This is a genomic window from Methylobacterium sp. WL119, from assembly GCF_008039875.1.
Lineage (GTDB): Bacteria > Pseudomonadota > Alphaproteobacteria > Rhizobiales > Beijerinckiaceae > Methylobacterium.
Map to the genome: position 1 here is coordinate 1 of NZ_VRUU01000015.1, position 17,210 is coordinate 17,210.

Annotated in this window: 11 protein-coding genes, 1 tRNA gene and 1 pseudogene; 12 read left to right on the forward strand and 1 reads right to left on the reverse strand. The window is 67.6% G+C overall.

Annotation, left to right across the window (positions count from 1 at the left end; all coding sequences use genetic code 11):
- The 8 genes and pseudogenes from FV227_RS08545 to FV227_RS08580 all read left to right on the forward strand — a co-directional run.
- Nucleotides 1–124: pseudogene (locus tag FV227_RS08545) on the forward strand (elongation factor Tu); the annotation flags it as partial.
- A 191-nt stretch (nucleotides 125–315) separates the two neighbouring features.
- The gene (locus FV227_RS08550) at nucleotides 316–1,227 is read left to right on the forward strand and encodes a hypothetical protein (protein WP_147727675.1); all 912 of its coding nucleotides are present in this window, start codon (nucleotides 316–318) and stop codon (nucleotides 1,225–1,227) included.
- A 62-nt stretch (nucleotides 1,228–1,289) separates the two neighbouring features.
- Nucleotides 1,290–1,366, forward strand: a tRNA-Trp gene (locus FV227_RS08555).
- 182 nt (nucleotides 1,367–1,548) lie between these two features.
- The gene (gene secE / locus FV227_RS08560) at nucleotides 1,549–1,845 is read left to right on the forward strand and encodes a preprotein translocase subunit SecE (RefSeq protein WP_147727674.1); all 297 of its coding nucleotides are present in this window, start codon (nucleotides 1,549–1,551) and stop codon (nucleotides 1,843–1,845) included.
- A gap of 60 nt (nucleotides 1,846–1,905) precedes the next feature.
- Entirely contained in the window at nucleotides 1,906–2,439 is a 534-nt protein-coding gene (nusG, locus tag FV227_RS08565) for a transcription termination/antitermination protein NusG (RefSeq protein WP_147727676.1), read from the forward strand.
- 235 nt (nucleotides 2,440–2,674) lie between these two features.
- Nucleotides 2,675–3,124 (forward strand): 50S ribosomal protein L11, encoded by a 450-nt coding sequence (gene rplK, locus FV227_RS08570; protein ID WP_147727673.1) that lies wholly within the window; start codon nucleotides 2,675–2,677, stop codon nucleotides 3,122–3,124.
- A gap of 12 nt (nucleotides 3,125–3,136) precedes the next feature.
- Nucleotides 3,137–3,835, forward strand: a complete 699-nt coding sequence (rplA, locus tag FV227_RS08575; RefSeq protein ID WP_147727672.1) for a 50S ribosomal protein L1 — start codon at nucleotides 3,137–3,139, stop codon at nucleotides 3,833–3,835.
- Nucleotides 3,836–4,057: 222 nt separating this feature from the next.
- Nucleotides 4,058–5,701 carry a B12-binding domain-containing radical SAM protein gene (locus tag FV227_RS08580; RefSeq protein WP_147727671.1) on the forward strand — a complete coding sequence of 548 codons (1,644 nt, stop codon included), beginning with the start codon at nucleotides 4,058–4,060 and terminating at the stop codon, nucleotides 5,699–5,701.
- 24 nt (nucleotides 5,702–5,725) lie between these two features.
- On the opposite strand, the gene FV227_RS08585 is transcribed toward FV227_RS08580, so the two are convergent.
- The gene (locus FV227_RS08585; protein WP_147727670.1) at nucleotides 5,726–6,727 is read right to left on the reverse strand and encodes an acyltransferase; all 1,002 of its coding nucleotides are present in this window, start codon (nucleotides 6,725–6,727) and stop codon (nucleotides 5,726–5,728) included.
- 720 nt (nucleotides 6,728–7,447) lie between these two features.
- Between FV227_RS08585 and rplJ the strand changes: the two genes are divergently transcribed.
- From rplJ to rpoC, 4 genes are all read left to right on the forward strand, one after another.
- Nucleotides 7,448–7,966 (forward strand): 50S ribosomal protein L10, encoded by a 519-nt coding sequence (rplJ, locus tag FV227_RS08590; RefSeq protein WP_147727669.1) that lies wholly within the window; start codon nucleotides 7,448–7,450, stop codon nucleotides 7,964–7,966.
- 59 nt (nucleotides 7,967–8,025) lie between these two features.
- Nucleotides 8,026–8,400: a 50S ribosomal protein L7/L12 gene (gene rplL / locus FV227_RS08595; RefSeq protein ID WP_147842158.1), complete on the forward strand. Its 375-nt coding sequence runs from the start codon at nucleotides 8,026–8,028 to the stop codon at nucleotides 8,398–8,400.
- 267 nt (nucleotides 8,401–8,667) lie between these two features.
- A complete protein-coding gene (gene rpoB / locus FV227_RS08600) occupies nucleotides 8,668–12,792 on the forward strand; it encodes a DNA-directed RNA polymerase subunit beta (RefSeq protein WP_147842157.1) in 4,125 nt (1,374 codons plus the stop codon).
- A 179-nt stretch (nucleotides 12,793–12,971) separates the two neighbouring features.
- Nucleotides 12,972–17,183 carry a DNA-directed RNA polymerase subunit beta' gene (rpoC, locus tag FV227_RS08605; protein ID WP_147727147.1) on the forward strand — a complete coding sequence of 1,404 codons (4,212 nt, stop codon included), beginning with the start codon at nucleotides 12,972–12,974 and terminating at the stop codon, nucleotides 17,181–17,183.
- Nucleotides 17,184–17,210 lie beyond the last annotated feature (27 nt).

The window sequence follows — 17,210 nt, forward strand, 5'->3', positions numbered from 1 at the left end:
CGACAACGTGACCATGGACGTCACGCTGATCGTGCCGGTGGCCATGGAGGAGAAGCTGCGCTTCGCCATCCGCGAGGGCGGCCGAACCGTCGGCGCCGGCGTCGTCGCCGCCATCAACGCGTAGTCGCTCGAGCGATTCGGCACGGCCGGCGGTCTTCGCCGGCCGTGTCTCGTCGCGGAGGCCGCGGGATCGGCTCGCGACCCCGTTGTCACCGCCTGACATCGGCATTCCATCCCTCCCTGCCGACCCCGAGCTTGACAGGGAGCCGTCGGTTTATTTTCCTGCCATCCGCGACGAGCCGCGGAGCCCCAGGAATGAACACCGCCATCGGGTTTCCGTGGCCGACGCGCCGCCTGTGGCTCGCCGCCGCCGCGAGCGCGATCCTGATTTGCCCGGCCCGTGCCGACGCCCTGAGCGACGGACGCTTCCGCGACGAGGTGGCGGCCATCCTGCGGGCGATCCGGCCGGGCGCGGAGATCCGCCGCGACCGTGATCCGGGACAGATCCTGGTCGGCCGCAGCACGATCGCCCTCACCAACCTGTATCCGCGGGTCGCCCCGCTCGCCGGCGACGCGCGCAGGCGGATGATCGAAGCGTATCTCGTCACCGCGCTGAAGGACATGGACGCGGCGCCGTCGCCCGGCGAGCCGAGCCTCGCGGCGATCCGGGCGCAGCTGCGCCCGCAGCTCCTGCCGCGCGCGATCCTCGCCCAGGTGCCGGACCTCGCCACGCGGACCTTCTCGGAGACCCTGGTCGTGGCCTACGTCATCGATGGGGCGGACCGGATGCGCTACCTGACCCGGCCGATGCTCGAAGGGTGGGGCGTCGATGCCGCGGCGATCCGAACCGCCATCGAGGTTCCGGCGCTGGCCAACCTCGCCGAGGCCTCGAAGGAGGCCGCGTTCGCCCTCGCGGTCGACGGCGGCACCCCCATCCTCGCCATGACCAATGCCGGCGATGACTACGACGCCGCACGGCTGATGTTGCCCGGCTATCTCGACGAGATCCGCACGGCGCTGAAAGCCGATGGCATCACGGTCGCGATCCCGACCCGCGACCTGCTGATGGCGTGGCCCGCCGACAGCAAGGCCCGCATCGCCCTCGCCGCGGAGGTGCGCGACCGGCTGCGGAAGGGCCCTTACGGCCGCAGCGACGAGCTCTTCCGCTTCGACCGAACGGGACTGCGCCCGCTGACGGCGGCGGAGCGGGCCGATCACGGTCGGTGACGCATTTCCGGCGTTCCCGGCTCTTGCATCCCGGCGCCCGATCGGGCATTGGGCGTCGCGATAGGAGTGTAGCTCAACTGGTCAGAGCGCCGGTCTCCAAAACCGGAGGTTGCGGGTTCGAGTCCCTCCACTCCTGCCAGTCTGCATTTCCTGCCGTTCCAAGCCACGCTCCTGACGCTCGCGACGCGCCGCGGCTGTCGACAACCCCGACGACTTGCGCTAGAGCGGGCGCACTCCGAGATCGATGTCGGCTGTCGGTTCGGGCTCGTTCGGGCGAGCTTCCGAACCCGTCGTCATTCTCGAAACCCGGTTCCTGACGCCATGGCATCGAACGAAGCGACCAAGAAGGCCGATCCGGCGCGCAGCCCGGTCCGCGGCGCGGCTTCCCAGCCGCCGCAGCGCAACGCTCCGCCGGCCCGGCCCGCGCCGAAGCGCGTCGGCCCGCTGGAGTTCCTCGGGCAGGTGCGCGACGAGGGCCGCAAGGTCACGTGGCCGACCCGCAAGGAGACCACGGTCACCACGATTATGGTCTTCGTGATGGTGGTGGTCGCGAGCCTGTTCTTCACGGTGGTCGACCAGGGCCTTCGCTACCTCGTCGGCCTGATCCTGGGCCTGTAGGCAACACACACCGTCCGCGGGCCCCGGCCCGACGCGAACATGCAGGAGTCGATCAGAACCGTGTCGAAGCGCTGGTACATCGTCCACGCCTACTCGAACTTCGAGAACAAGGTCGCCCAGTCCATCAAGGATCAGGCGGCCCAGCGTGGGCTCATGGACCTCTTCGAGGAGGTGATGGTCCCGACCGAGAAGGTCGTCGAGGTCCGCCGCGGCCGCAAGGTCGACGCGGAGCGGAAGTTCTTCCCCGGCTACGTGCTGGTGAAGTGCGACCTCACCGACGAGGTCTACCACCTGATCAAGAACACCCCGAAGGTCACGGGCTTCCTCGGCGCCGACAAGTCGAAGCCGGTGCCGATCCCGGACGCCGAGGCCGAGCGGATCAAGGGCCAGGTCGCCGAGGGCGTCGACCGTCCGAAGCCGTCGATCTCCTTCGAGATCGGCGAGACCGTCCGCGTCGCCGACGGCCCCTTCGCCTCGTTCAACGGCACCGTCGAGGAAGTCGACGAGAGCCGCTCGCGCCTGAAGGTCGCCGTGTCGATCTTCGGCCGCGCCACCCCGGTGGAACTCGAATACGCCCAGGTCGAGAAGGCCTGACGTAGAGCGGATCGGGAGGAGCGAATAGCGGATCGAGGGCACCGCGCCCTTTCGGATCGGCCGATGCGATGCACCGGCCTACCCATTCCGTCTTCGCTGCTTCCTGTTCGCGAAAGCCCGCGGAAGGCCCGCCCGGTTCGCCGCCGGGGCCAACGGTCCGCACCGCGACCTGCAACCGCCCGTCCGACCGAGCCTCAGGCAGCCCGGCGGCGCGCAATCATTTGGGAGCAGTCCCATGGCGAAGAAGATCACGGGCTACGTGAAGCTTCAAGTCCCGGCCGGCGCCGCCAACCCGTCGCCGCCGATCGGTCCCGCGCTCGGTCAGCGCGGCCTCAACATCATGGAATTCTGCAAGGCCTTCAACGCGAAGACCGCGCAGATCGAGAAGGGAACCCCGATCCCGGTCGTGATCACGGCCTACCAGGATCGCAGCTTCACCTTCGAGATGAAGCAGCCGCCGGTCACCTTCTTCCTGAAGAAGGCCGCGGGCCTGAAGATCGGCAAGAAGCCGGCCTCCGGCTCCAAGACCCCCGGCAAGGGCCCGACCGTCGGCAAGGTCTCCGAGGCGCAGCTTCGCGAGATCGCCGAGAAGAAGATGCCCGACCTGAACTGCGATTCGGTGGATGCCGCCGTCGCGATGATCCGTGGCTCCGCGCGGGCCATGGGCCTCGAAGTCACCGCGTAAGGGGAGGGCACCATGGCACACGAAGGCAAGCGCATCCGCGCCGCCCGCGAGGGCATCGACCCGACCAAGCTCTACGGGATCGCCGAGGCGATCGCGATGGTGAAGGCCAAGGCCAATGCCAAGTTCGACGAGACCGTCGAGGTCTCGATGAACCTCGGCGTCGACCCGCGCCACGCCGACCAGATGGTCCGCGGCGTCTGCAACCTGCCCAACGGCTCCGGCCGGACGGTGCGGGTGGCGGTGTTCGCCCGCGGCGCCAAGGCGGACGACGCCCGGGCGGCCGGTGCCGACATCGTCGGCGCCGAGGACCTGCTCGAGATCGTCCAGGGCGGCAAGATCGAGTTCGATCGCTGCATCGCCACCCCGGACATGATGCCGCTCGTCGGCCGGCTCGGTAAGGTGCTCGGCCCCCGCGGCCTGATGCCGAACCCGAAGGTCGGCACCGTCACCATGGACGTGAAGTCCGCGGTCGCCGGCGCCAAGGGCGGCTCGGTCGAGTTCCGCGTCGAGAAGGCGGGCATCGTCCACGCCGGCATCGGCAAGGTCTCGTTCGACGAGGCCAAGCTCGTCGAGAACATCAAGGCGTTCGCCGACGCGGTGGCCAAGGCCAAGCCCGCCGGCTCCAAGGGCACCTACATCCAGCGCATCGCCGTCACCTCGACGATGGGCCCGGGCGTGAAGGTCGAGCCGGGCTCCGTCCTCGGCGCCTGACCGTCCCGCTACGACGACACGATCGAAGCGCCCGGCCCCTGCGGCCGGGCGTTTTTCGTTGCGCGTCGTGCCGGGTCCCGGACAGCCGAAGCATCGGCCGAGGGTGATCCGGGACCCTGCGCAGACAGCCCCGCGGAGCGGCCCCCGCACCCGGCGATCACGATGCAGATTGCCGCGGCGAAGGGGGGCGCCAACGGTCGCAGCTGTGCTAAATAGAGCGCCATGCGATGCAACCTCTCCGTTCAGACCCAGCGACGCATCCTGTGCGTCTTCCCCGCCTACACGCCGTCCTTCGGGACCTTCTCCCACGCCTACCCGCTGATGGGCGGCGTGAAGGCCTTCATGCCGCCCCAGGGCCTGCTGCTGATCTCGGCCTACATGCCCGAGACCTGGGAGTGCCGGTTCGTCGACGAGAACATCAAGCGCGCCACCCCTGAGGAGTTCGCCTGGGCCGACGCGGTGTTCGTGTCGGGCATGCACATCCAGGAGCCGCAGATCCACGAGATCGCCAAGCGCGCGCACGCCGCGGGCAAGGTGACGGTGCTCGGCGGCCCCTCGGTCTCCGGCGCCCCCGAGAAGTATCCCGACTTCGACTACCTCCACATGGGCGAGATCGGCGACGCCACGGACGCGCTCGTCGCGATCCTCGACTGCGACCTGGCGCGGCCCCCGTCCCAGGTCCGGCTCGAGACCAAGGAGCGGCTGCCGCTCTCGGACTTCCCGGCGCCGGCCTACGAGGCGGCCCCGCTGAAGCGCTACCTGATCGGCTCGCTGCAATTCTCCTCGGGCTGCCCCTACCGCTGCGAGTTCTGCGACATCCCGCAGCTCTACGGGCGCCAGCCGCGGCTGAAGAGCCCCGAGCAGATGTGCGCCGAGCTCGACGCGATCATCAGCCAGCCCGGCCACCCGGCGGTGGTCTACTTCGTCGACGACAACTTCATCGCCAACCGCAAGGCGACACGGGACATGCTCCCGCACCTCGTCGCGTGGCAGAAGAAGAACGACTACCCGCTCCAGTTCGCCTGCGAGGCGACCCTCAACATGGCCAAGCAGCCCGAGATCCTCGAGCTGATGCGGCAGGCGAACTTCATGACCGTGTTCGTCGGCATCGAGACGCCGGAGGAGGACGCGCTTAAGGGCATCGACAAGACCCACAACGCCGCCGTGCCGATGTACGGCGCGATCGAGACGCTGAACTCCTACGGCCTCGAGGTGACGTCGGGCATCATCCTCGGCCTCGACTCCGACTCGGACGCCTCCGAGCAGTACCTGATCGACTTCATCGACAAGTCGGGCATCCCGGTCCTGACGATCAACATCCTCCAGGCCCTGCCGAAGACGCCGCTTTGGGACCGGCTGCAGCGGGAAGGGCGCCTCGTCCACGACGCGGCGCTCGAGTCGAACGTCCTGTTCAAGCGCCCGCACGACACCGTGGTGTCGAGCTGGCGCCGGGCGATCGCGCACGCCTACGCGCCGGAGAAGATCTTCGAGCGCTTCAAGCACCAGTGCGCGACGACCTACCCGAATCGCATCGTCACCCCGACGAAGGGCAAGCTGACCTTCACCAACCTGCGCCGCGGGCTGATCCTCGGGTTCAACATCATCACCCGGGTGGGCATCTTCTCGGATTACCGCAAGCCGTTCTGGTCGGCGGCCGTCTACGCCCTGAGGCGTGGGCAGATCGAGGCGGTGTTCAACATGGGCTTCGTCGCCCACCACCTGATCCGATTCACCCGCGAGGCCCTGCGCGGCGAGCACAACGCCTCGTTCTACGCGGCCAAGGCCGCCGAGACCGAGGCGGCGCGGCAGCGCTCGTGGTGGGAGAACGCGCGCAAGCGCTTCGTGCCGGAGCGCGAGGCCGCCTAACCGAGCGGGCCGACCGTCGAGACGTTACCGGGCTGTGTCCGAGACGGCGATGCGGTAGCGCCACGGCGGCGCTCCGAGCCCCAACACCGAGAGCGTGTTCCATCGGGCGAGGAGCCGATGTGCGAGCATCGGGCCCAGGATGCCGAAGGCCGTCCCCGAGATCAGGTAGACCATGGGGTCGGGCGGAACGTGCAGGCGCGTCATGGCCACGCGCAGGCCGGCCGCGGCCAGCGAGTGCATGACGAAGATCGAGAGCGAGAGCAGGCCGACCGTGGCGAGCGCGCCGCCACCGATACGCTTACTCACCCACACGACGCCGAGAATGCCGAGACAACAGGCAGGTAGCGCCGCTAGCGCCATCGGGCTGAAGCCGGAGACCGTCCAGGCCCCCACGACCGCCAGGGCGAAGCCCGTCCAGATGAGTGCGATCCCCGACAGGCTCACCGGCGTCCGCCAAGCCGCCACGGCGTGCCCGGCATAGGCACCTGCGAGATAGAACGGAAGGTTGTGCAGGGTCAGCGCGAGGCTTGGAACCTCCGGGAGTTGAAAGAAGATCACGAATCCCGCCGCCGCGATGGCGGCGAACAGTCTGCGATCGGGAATCATGGCGGCCAGCACGTGGCAGATCAGAAGGGCGTAGAGAAACCAAAGCGGTCCGAGGGGACGGTACGGGAAGGCGAGAAGGTCGGCGGGAGTGACATGCGTGTTGATGTCCTGCGCCAGCAGGATCATCACGCTGCCCTGGATGAACGTCCAGATCACGTAGGGAAGGCCGATCGTCCAGAGCTTGGCTTGGAGAAACGGCACCCGTCCGCGTCGCAGGCTCCCGGGCAGGTTCAGTCCGGCCAGGAAGAAGAACAGCGGCATGTGGAAGGTGTACAGACCGAAATCCACCCACTGGGTCGCGGATGTGTCAGGCACGATCCCCGCCTTGACGGTTCCCCGGAGGACGTGGCCGAACACGACCAGAATGATCCCGATGCCGCGCGCGACGTCGATCCAGTCCTGCCGTTGTACGCGCTGCATGGGACTCGCCTCGAGGTCGGGCTGCGCGGCACACGGCCATGACGACGCCCGAACCTTCAGCGCAATCGGTCGAAATCCCGCAGCCCGGTGGAGAGCTTATCAAGCGTCGGAAAAGGCCGACCATCCGCACCGAATCGCAAATCCAACGCAGAGTCCGTCCGAGAAGCCGCTCGGAGCCATCGACCGGCTCGGGTAGGAGTTCGGCCACCCGAGGACACCGCGCGTTTGCCTAAGTCGGAAAAGTCGCGTCTCGGCCCTTGGCAGGCGGCTTGCTTGGCTCTATACACCGCGCTCCACGCAATTTTCATGTTTGTTCAGGGAGCCCGTCCGCCCGGTCGGGTTCCGTATCGAGACGCCGCCTGGGTGACCGGGCGTCGATGGCCGGCAGGACCTGAGGGGTGAAAACCTTTGAGGGCCGCGTCCGGCCATGTCCTGTCCGAGACTGCAGGTGCCGGTTCGCCGGCTTAATCCCCCAACCTGCACAGACGGGGAAGACCGCATTTTCGAAGCGCCCGACCGATGAGGGACGGCGTGAAGGCATCGGTTTGAACCATCTCAGCCCTTAGGCATCGCACCCCTCGCGGGGGCGGCACCGGGGGACAGGGCCGTGAAGCGTCGTCCAGGACGTTTTCGGCTTCCATGAGGCCGAAGATCCGTCCCGGGCGGCACGTGCAACCGGCGGACCCATTCTCGGGTTCCGCCCAACCGGAGAGAGCCCCAGTGGACAGGACAGCAAAAGCTGATCTCGTCTCGACGCTCAACGGCGTGTTCGCAAAGAGCGCCGTCGTCGTCGTGGCCCACTACAAAGGCCTCACGGTCGCCGAGATGCAGAAGCTGCGTTCGCAGATGAAGCTCGCCGGCGCCACCGTGCAGGTCGCGAAGAACAGCCTCGCCAGCATCGCTCTCGATGGCACGGACGTCGCCTCCATCAAGCCCCTCCTGAAGGGCCCGACCCTGCTCGCCTATTCGAGCGATCCGGTCGCGGCCGCCAAGGTGGCGGTGGATTTCGCCAAGGCCAACGACAAGCTCGTGATCCTCGGCGGCGCCATGGGCGCGACCGCTCTGAACCCGGACGGCGTGAAGGCCCTCGCCTCGCTCCCGTCCCTCGACGAACTGCGCGCCAAGATCGTGGGCCTCGTCCAGGCTCCCGCGACCAAGATCGCCCAGGTCGTCAATGCGCCGGCGGCCAAGCTCGCCCGCGTGTTCGGAGCCTATGCCACCAAGGACGAAGCGGCCTGACGGTCGTTTCCCCTTTCAAACCCATCCCTTCACACCGATATCGTTAGAGGATCATCACCATGGCTGATCTTGCCAAGCTCGTCGACGACCTGTCGTCGCTGACCGTTCTCGAGGCCGCCGACCTCGCCAAGATGCTCGAGGAGAAGTGGGGCGTCTCGGCCGCCGCCGCCGTCGCCGTAGCTGCCGGCCCGGCCGCCGGCCCGGCTGCCGCCGCCGAGGAGCAGACCGAGTTCACGGTCATGCTCACTGCCGCCGGCGACAAGAAGATCGAGGTCATCAAGGAGGTCCGCGCGATCACCGGCCTCGGCCTCAAGGAAGCCAAGGACCTCGTCGAGGGCGCCCCGAAGGCCGTCAAGGAGTCGGTCGCCAAGGACGAGGCCGAGAAGCTCAAGGCGCAGCTCGAGAAGGCCGGCGCCAAGGTCGAGCTCAAGTAAGCCGCGATGGGCCGATCCCCGGCCCGTCACCGCGCGGCCGGTTCCCTCGGGAGCCGGCCGTGACCGCAGCCCGCGGGTGTTCGCACCCGCGGGCTGAGGCCGCTTCGGCGGCCGGCGGACCCTGAGACGGGTCCCGGCTCGGAACGAGCCGATCGAGATCATGAATTCGGGTGGCGCGGTCCGGCGGGACGCGAGCCATGGCCCGGCGCGGGAGTCGGCGAGACTTCCCCGGGCGACCAGGACGCGAAGATGGTGGAGCGAGGTCACATGGCCAATACGCTGGTCGGTCGCAAGCGCATTCGGAAGTTCTTCGGCAAGATCAAGGAAGTCGCCGAGATGCCGAACCTCATCGAGGTTCAGAAGGCGTCCTACGACCAGTTCCTGATGATGGACGAGCCCGAGGGCGGCCGCGGCGACGAGGGCCTGCAGAGCGTGTTCCGGGGCGTGTTCCCGATCTCGGACTTCTCCTCGACGGCGCTCCTCGAATTCGTCCGCTACACGTTCGAGCAGCCGAAATACGACGTCGACGAGTGCCGCCAGCGCGGCATCACCTTCGCGGCCCCGCTGAAGGTGACCCTGCGGCTAATCGTGTTCGACGTCGATCCCGACACGGCGGCCAAGTCGGTCAAGGACATCAAGGAGCAGGACGTCTACATGGGCGACATGCCCCTGATGACGGAGAACGGCACCTTCATCGTCAACGGCACCGAGCGCGTCATCGTCTCGCAGATGCACCGCTCCCCGGGCGTGTTCTTCGACCACGACAAGGGCAAGACCCACTCCTCGGGCAAGCTGCTGTTCGCTGCCCGGATCATCCCGTATCGCGGCTCCTGGCTCGACGTCGAGTTCGACGCCAAGGACATCGTGCACGTCCGCATCGACCGGAAGCGCAAACTGCCGGTGACGTCGCTGCTCTACGCGCTCGGGCTGTCCGGCGAGGAGATCCTGTCGACCTTCTACAACAAGGTCGTCTACGACCGGGACGGCGCCGACTGGCGCGTGCCGTTCGACGCCGAGCGGCTGAAGGGCTTCAAGGCCTCGGTCGACCTGATCGACGCCGATTCCGGCGAGGTCGTGCTCGAGACCGGCAAGAAGCTCAACGCCCGCAACGCCCGCCAGATCGCCGAGAAGGGGACCAAGTTCCTCAAGGCGACCGACGAGGACCTGGTCGGCCAGTACGTCGCCGAAGACCTCGTCGACGTGAACACCGGCGAGATCTGGGCCGAGGCCGGCGAGGAGATCTCCGAGAAGCTGCTCAAGAGCCTCGAGGAGGTCGGCGTCGCCGAGATCCCGGTGCTCGACATCGACCACGTCAACATCGGCCCCTACATCCGCAACACCCTCGCCGTGGACAAGAACTCCGCCCGCGAAGGCGCGCTGTTCGACATCTACCGCGTCATGCGCCCTGGCGAGCCGCCGACCCTGGAGACGGCCGAGGCCATGTTCCACTCGCTGTTCTTCGACAGCGAGCGCTACGACCTGTCCGCCGTCGGCCGCGTGAAGATGAACATGCGCCTCGACCTCGACGCCGAGGACACCGTCCGCACGCTCCGCAAGGAGGACATGCTGGCGGTCGTCATGGCGCTCGTCGAGCTGCGCGACGGCAAGGGCGAGATCGACGACATCGACCACCTCGGCAACCGCCGGGTGCGCTCGGTCGGCGAGCTGATGGAGAACCAGTACCGCCTCGGCCTGCTCCGCATGGAGCGCGCCATCCGCGAGCGCATGTCCCAGGTCGACATCGACACGGTGATGCCGCAGGACCTGATCAACGCCAAGCCCGCGGCGGCCGCGGTGCGCGAGTTCTTCGGCTCGTCGCAGCTGTCGCAGTTCATGGACCAGACCAACCCGCTCTCCGAGGTGACGCACAAGCGCCGCCTCTCGGCGCTCGGCCCGGGCGGCCTGACCCGCGAGCGTGCCGGCTTCGAGGTGCGCGACGTGCACCCGACCCATTACGGCCGGATCTGCCCGATCGAGACGCCGGAAGGCCCGAACATCGGCCTGATCAACTCGCTCGCGACCTTCGCGCGGGTGAACAAGTACGGCTTCATCGAGACCCCGTTCCGCCGGGTCAAGGACGGCGTCGTCACCAACGAGGTCTCGTACCTCTCCGCGATGGAGGAGGCGAAGTACTACGTCGCCCAGGCCAACGCGCAGATGGACGAGAACAAGAAGCTCACCGAGGAGCTGGTGGTCTGCCGCCGCGCCGGCGACGTGATCGTCGTCGGGCCGGAGCGCGTCGACCTGATGGACGTGTCGCCGAAGCAGCTCGTGTCGGTCGCCGCGGCGCTGATCCCGTTCCTCGAGAACGACGACGCCAACCGCGCGCTGATGGGCTCGAACATGCAGCGGCAGGCGGTGCCGCTGGTGCGCGCCGACGCGCCGTTCGTCGGCACCGGCATGGAGGCCGTGGTCGCCCGCGACTCCGGCGCCGCCATCGCCGCCCGCCGCTCCGGCATCGTCGACCAGGTGGACGCCACCCGCATCGTCATCCGCGCGACGGAGGAGGCCGACGCCACCAAGCCCGGCGTCGACATCTACCGCCTGCAGAAGTTCCAGCGCTCCAACCAGTCGACCTGCATCACGCAGAAGCCGCTGGTGCGCGTCGGAGAGCCGGTGAAGAAGGGCGAGATCATCGCCGACGGCCCGTCCACCGAGTTCGGCGAGCTCGCGCTCGGCCGCAACGTCCTCGTCGCGTTCATGCCGTGGAACGGCTACAACTTCGAGGACTCGATCCTGCTCTCCGAGCGGATCGTGAAGGATGACGTGTTCACCTCGATCCACATCGAGGAGTTCGAGGTGATGGCCCGCGACACCAAGCTGGGCCCGGAGGAGATCACCCGCGACATCCCGAACGTCTCGGAGGAGGCTCTGAAGAACCTCGACGAGGCCGGCATCGTCTACATCGGCGCCGAGGTCCATGCTGGCGACATCCTCGTCGGCAAGATCACGCCGAAGGGCGAGAGCCCGATGACGCCGGAGGAGAAGCTCCTCCGCGCGATCTTCGGCGAGAAGGCGTCCGACGTGCGCGACACCTCGCTCCGGGTCCCCCCGGGCGTGACCGGCACGATCGTCGAGGTCCGGGTGTTCAACCGCCACGGCGTCGACAAGGACGAGCGCGCCCAGGCGATCGAGCGCGAGGAGATCGAGCGCCTCGCCAAGGACCGCGACGACGAGCAGGCGATCCTGGACCGCAACACCTACGCCCGCCTCTCGGGCGTGCTGATCGGCCAGGCGCCGATCGCCGGGCCGAAGGGCTTCAAGAAGGAGACCACGCTGACGCGTGAGCTCATCAACGAGTACCCGCGCTCGCAATGGTGGCAGTTCGCCGTCGTCGAGGACCGTCTCATGACCGAGATGGAGGCGATGCAGAAGCAGTACGACGAGTCGAAGAAGCGCCTCGAGCAGCGCTTCCTCGACAAGGTCGAGAAGCTGCAGCGCGGCGACGAGCTGCCCCCCGGCGTGATGAAGATGGTCAAGGTCTTCGTCGCGGTGAAGCGCAAGATCCAGCCGGGCGACAAGATGGCCGGCCGCCACGGCAACAAGGGCGTGGTCTCGCGGATCGTGCCGATCGAGGACATGCCGTTCCTGGAGGACGGGACGCATGCCGACATCGTGCTCAACCCGCTCGGCGTGCCCTCGCGCATGAACGTCGGCCAGATCCTCGAGACGCACCTCGGCTGGGCCGCGGCCGGCCTCGGCCGCAAGGTCGGCAAGGCGGTCGACGCCTACCTGAAGAGCCAGGACATCGGCCCGCTGAAGGAGGAGATGCAGGCGATCTACTCCCCGTCGGAGCTGGAAGGCCTGTCGGACGAGGACATGGCCGAGGCCGCCAACAACGTGCGCCGCGGCGTGCCGATGGCGACCCCGGTGTTCAACGGCGCCAAGGAAGCCGACATCGAGACCATGCTGGAGATGGCAGGGCTCGACCGGTCGGCCCAGTCGACGCTCTACGACGGGCGCACCGGCGAGGCCTTCGACCGCAAGGTGACGATGGGCTACATCTACATGCTGAAGCTCCACCACCTCGTGGACGACAAGATCCACGCCCGCTCGATCGGCCCGTACTCGCTGGTCACCCAGCAGCCGCTCGGCGGTAAGGCGCAGTTCGGCGGGCAGCGCTTCGGCGAGATGGAGGTCTGGGCGCTGGAGGCCTACGGTGCGGCCTACACGCTGCAGGAGATGCTCACGGTGAAGTCGGACGACGTGGCCGGCCGCACCAAGGTCTACGAGGCGATCGTCCGCGGCGACGACACCTTCGAGGCCGGCATCCCGGAGAGCTTCAACGTGCTGGTGAAGGAGATGCGGTCGCTCGGCCTCAACGTCGAGCTGACGTCATCCAAGAAGGCCGCCAACGACGCCCTGGAGCCGCCGGCCGACGCGGCCGAGTAGCCGAAACAAGACACCTCCCGTGCCGGCGCCAGCGCCGGCACGGTTCGAGCGGGGAGGGGCGGAGCCTCCGGACGGGCCGACGGCCAGCGGCGCCTTTGAAGGGCGCGGCGCCGAGTTGATTTCAGGACGTGGACGGCGCCGGCACAGGGCGCGCGTTCCCGTCAAGCAAGGAGCGGATCATGAACCAAGAGGTCATGAACCTTTTCAACCAGCAGGCTCAGCCCCAGAGCTTCGACCAGATCAAGATCTCGATCTCCAGCCCCGAAAAGATCCTCTCGTGGTCCTACGGCGAGATCAAGAAGCCCGAGACGATCAACTACCGGACCTTCAAGCCGGAGCGTGACGGCCTGTTCTGCGCCCGCATCTTCGGGCCGATCAAGGACTACGAGTGCTTGTGCGGCAAGTACAAGCGCATGAAGTACAAGGGCGTCATCTGCGAGAAGTGCGGCGTCGAGGTCACCCTCGCGCGCGTGCGGCGCGACCGCATGGGCCACATCGAGCTCGCCGCCCCGGTCGCCCACATCTGGTTCCTGAAGTCGCTGCCGAGCCGCATCGGCCTGCTGCTCGACATGCCGCTCAAGGATCTCGAGCGGATCCTCTACTTCGAGTCCTACTGCGTCATCGAGCCGGGCCTCACCCCCCTCAAGGAGCGCCAGCTCCTGTCGGAGGAGGAGTATCTGCGCGCCCAGGAGGAGTACGGCGAGGATTCGTTCACGGCGATGATCGGCGCCGAGGCGATCCGGCGCATCCTGCAGGAGCTCGACCTCGACGGCATCGCCGACTCGCTGCGCGAGGAGATCGCCACCACGACCTCCGAGCTGAAGCCGAAGAAGCTCCTGAAGCGCCTCAAGATCATCGAGGCGTTCCAGATGTCGGGCAACAAGCCCGAGTGGATGATCCTGACCGTCGTCCCCGTGATCCCGCCGGACCTGCGCCCGCTGGTTCCGCTCGACGGCGGCCGCTTCGCCACGTCGGACCTGAACGACCTCTACCGTCGCGTGATCAACCGCAACAACCGCCTCAAGCGTCTGATCGAGCTGCGCGCGCCCGACATCATCATCCGCAACGAGAAGCGGATGCTGCAGGAGGCGGTCGACGCGCTGTTCGACAACGGCCGCCGCGGCCGTGTCATCACCGGCGCCAACAAGCGCCCGCTGAAGTCGCTCGCCGACATGCTCAAGGGCAAGCAGGGCCGCTTCCGCCAGAACCTGCTCGGCAAGCGCGTCGACTATTCGGGCCGCTCGGTCATCGTGGTCGGCCCGGAGCTGAAGCTGCACCAGTGCGGCCTGCCGAAGAAGATGGCGCTCGAGCTGTTCAAGCCGTTCATCTACGCGCGCCTCGACGCCAAGGGCTTCTCGGCCACCGTCAAGCAGGCCAAGAAGCTCGTCGAGAAGGAGAAGCCCGAGGTCTGGGACATCCTCGACGAGGTGATCCGCGAGCACCCGGTGATGCTCAACCGCGCGCCAACGCTCCACCGCCTCGGCATCCAGGCGTTCGAGCCGAAGCTGATCGAGGGCAAGGCGATCCAGCTGCACCCGCTGGTCTGCGCCGCTTTCAACGCCGACTTCGACGGCGACCAGATGGCCGTGCACGTCCCCCTGAGCCTCGAGGCTCAGCTGGAGGCGCGCGTCCTGATGATGTCGACCAACAACATCCTGCACCCGGCCAACGGCCAGCCGATCATCGTGCCCTCGCAGGACATCGTGCTCGGCCTGTACTACCTCTCCATCGTCGGCGAGGGCCTGGTCGGCGCGTTCCAGCCCGACCACAAGACCAACCCGATGCAGGGCGTCTACGGCGACATGGGCGAGCTCGAGCACGCCCTGGCCGCCAAGTCGGTGAAGCTGCACTCGAAGATCAAGTGGCGCTGGAAGGGCATCGGCCCCGACGGCGAGCCGCTGACCAAGACCTACGACACCACGCCCGGCCGGGTGATCCTGTCCGGCGCGCTGCCGCTGCACGCCAAGGTGCCCTTCGACGTCGTCAACAAGCTGATGACCAAGAAGGAGATCTCGTCGATGATTGACACCGTCTACCGCCACTGCGGTCAGAAGGAGTCGGTGATCTTCTGCGACCGAATCATGGCGCTCGGCTTCAACCACGCGTTCAAGGCCGGCATCTCGTTCGGCAAGGACGACATGGTCGTGCCGGAGAACAAGTGGACCATCGTCGACACCACGCGCACGCTGGTGAAGGACTATGAGCAGCAGTACAACGACGGCTTGATCACCCAGGGCGAGAAGTACAACAAGGTCGTCGACGCCTGGGCCAAGTGCTCGGACAAGCTCGCCGCCGAGATGATGCTCCGGATCTCGACCGTCCAGAAGGACGACCAGGGCGCCGACAAGCAGATCAACTCGATCTACATGATGAGCCATTCCGGTGCGCGCGGCTCGCCGGCCCAGATGAAGCAGCTCGCGGCGATGCGCGGCCTGATGGCCAAGCCCTCGGGCGAGATCATCGAGACGCCGATCATCTCGAACTTCAAGGAAGGCCTCGACGTGCTCGAGTACTTCAACTCCACCCACGGCGCCCGCAAGGGCCTCGCGGACACGGCGTTGAAGACCGCCAACTCTGGCTACCTGACCCGCCGCCTCGTCGACGTGGCGCAGGATGCGGTCATCCGCGAGGTCGATTGCGGCACCACCAACGGCATCAAGATGCGCGCCATCATCGATGCCGGCCAGGTCGTCGCGACGCTGGCGATCCGCATCCTCGGCCGCGCCACGGCGGAGGATCTCGTCGCCCAGGACGGCACGGTCATCGTCAAGACCGGCGAGACCATCGAGGAGCGCCACCTGCCCGCCATCCAGGCGGCCGGGATCCAGGAGGTGAAGATCCGCTCGGTGCTGGTCTGCCAGACCCGCCAGGGCGTCTGCGCCACCTGCTACGGGCGCGACCTCGCCCGCGGCACGCCCGTCAACATGGGCGAGGCCGTCGGCGTCATCGCGGCGCAGTCGATCGGCGAGCCGGGCACCCAGCTCACCATGCGCACCTTCCACATCGGCGGCGCGGCGCAGATCGCGGATTCGTCCTTCATCGAGTCGAGCTTCGAGGGCACGATCAAGATCCGCAACCGTGCGATCGCCAAGAACTCGGACGGCGACCTGATCGCCACCGGCCGCAACGTGGCGGTGGTGATCGTCGGCGCCGACGGCACGGAGCGGGCGGTGCACCGCCTCCAATACGGCGCGCGCCTGCGGGTCGACGACGGCGACAAGGTCAAGCGCGGCCAGCGCATCGCCGAGTGGGACCCCTACACCCGCCCGATCATCACCGAGACGGACGGCGTGGTGATGTACGAGGACATGGTCGACGGCCAGTCGATCACCGAGACCACCGACGAGTCGACCGGCATCGCCAAGCGCGTCGTCATCGACTGGCGCGGCTCGGCGCGCACCTCGGACCTCAAGCCGGCGATGGTGGTCGTCGATGCCGAGGGCAAGCCGGTCAAGCTGCCGCGCGGCTCGGACGCCCGCTACTTCCTGCCGGTCGACGCCATCATCGGCTACGACCCGGGCGGCTCGGTGAAGGCCGGCGACATCCTCGCCCGCGTCTCCACCGACTCGGCCAAGACCCGCGACATCACCGGCGGTCTGCCGCGGGTGGCGGAGCTGTTCGAGGCGCGGCGCCCGAAGGACGCGGCGATCATCGCCGAGAAGTCGGGCACCATCGCCTTCGGGCGCGACTACAAGAACAAGCGCCGCCTGTCGCTGACGCCGCACGACGGCTCGGAGACGGTCGAGTACCTGATCCCGAAGGGCAAGCACATCCACCTTCAGGACGGGGACGTGGTCGAGCTCGGCGACTACATCGTCGACGGCAACCCGGCGCCGCACGACATCCTGGCGATCAAGGGCGTGGAGGAGCTGGCCGCCTACCTCGTCAACGAGATCCAGGAGGTCTACCGGCTCCAGGGCGTGTCGATCAACGACAAGCACATCGAGGTCATCGTCCGGCAGATGCTGCAGAAGGTCGAGATCACCGACGGCGGAGACTCGGACATCCTGGCGGGCGACCAGATCGACCGCACGGAGCTGACCGAGGTCAACGAGAAGCTCCTTGCCGAGGGCAAGAAGCCGGTCCAGGGCGTCCCCGTCCTGCTCGGCATCACCAAGGCGTCGCTGCAGACGAAGTCGTTCATCTCGGCGGCCTCGTTCCAGGAGACCACCCGGGTCCTCACGGAAGCCGCGGTCAACGGCAAGATCGACCACCTGGAAGGCCTCAAGGAGAACGTCATCGTCGGCTCGCTCATCCCCGCGGGCACCGGCTCGATGGTGGCCGACATCCGCGCGGTGGCACGCCGCCGCGACAGCATGATCCTCCAGCAGAAGGCGTCCGACAGCGGCGCCCGGCCGCTGGGCGAGCTGCCCTCGGCCGCGGCCGAGTAGGCCGCGAAGCGATCCACGACCTGCGAA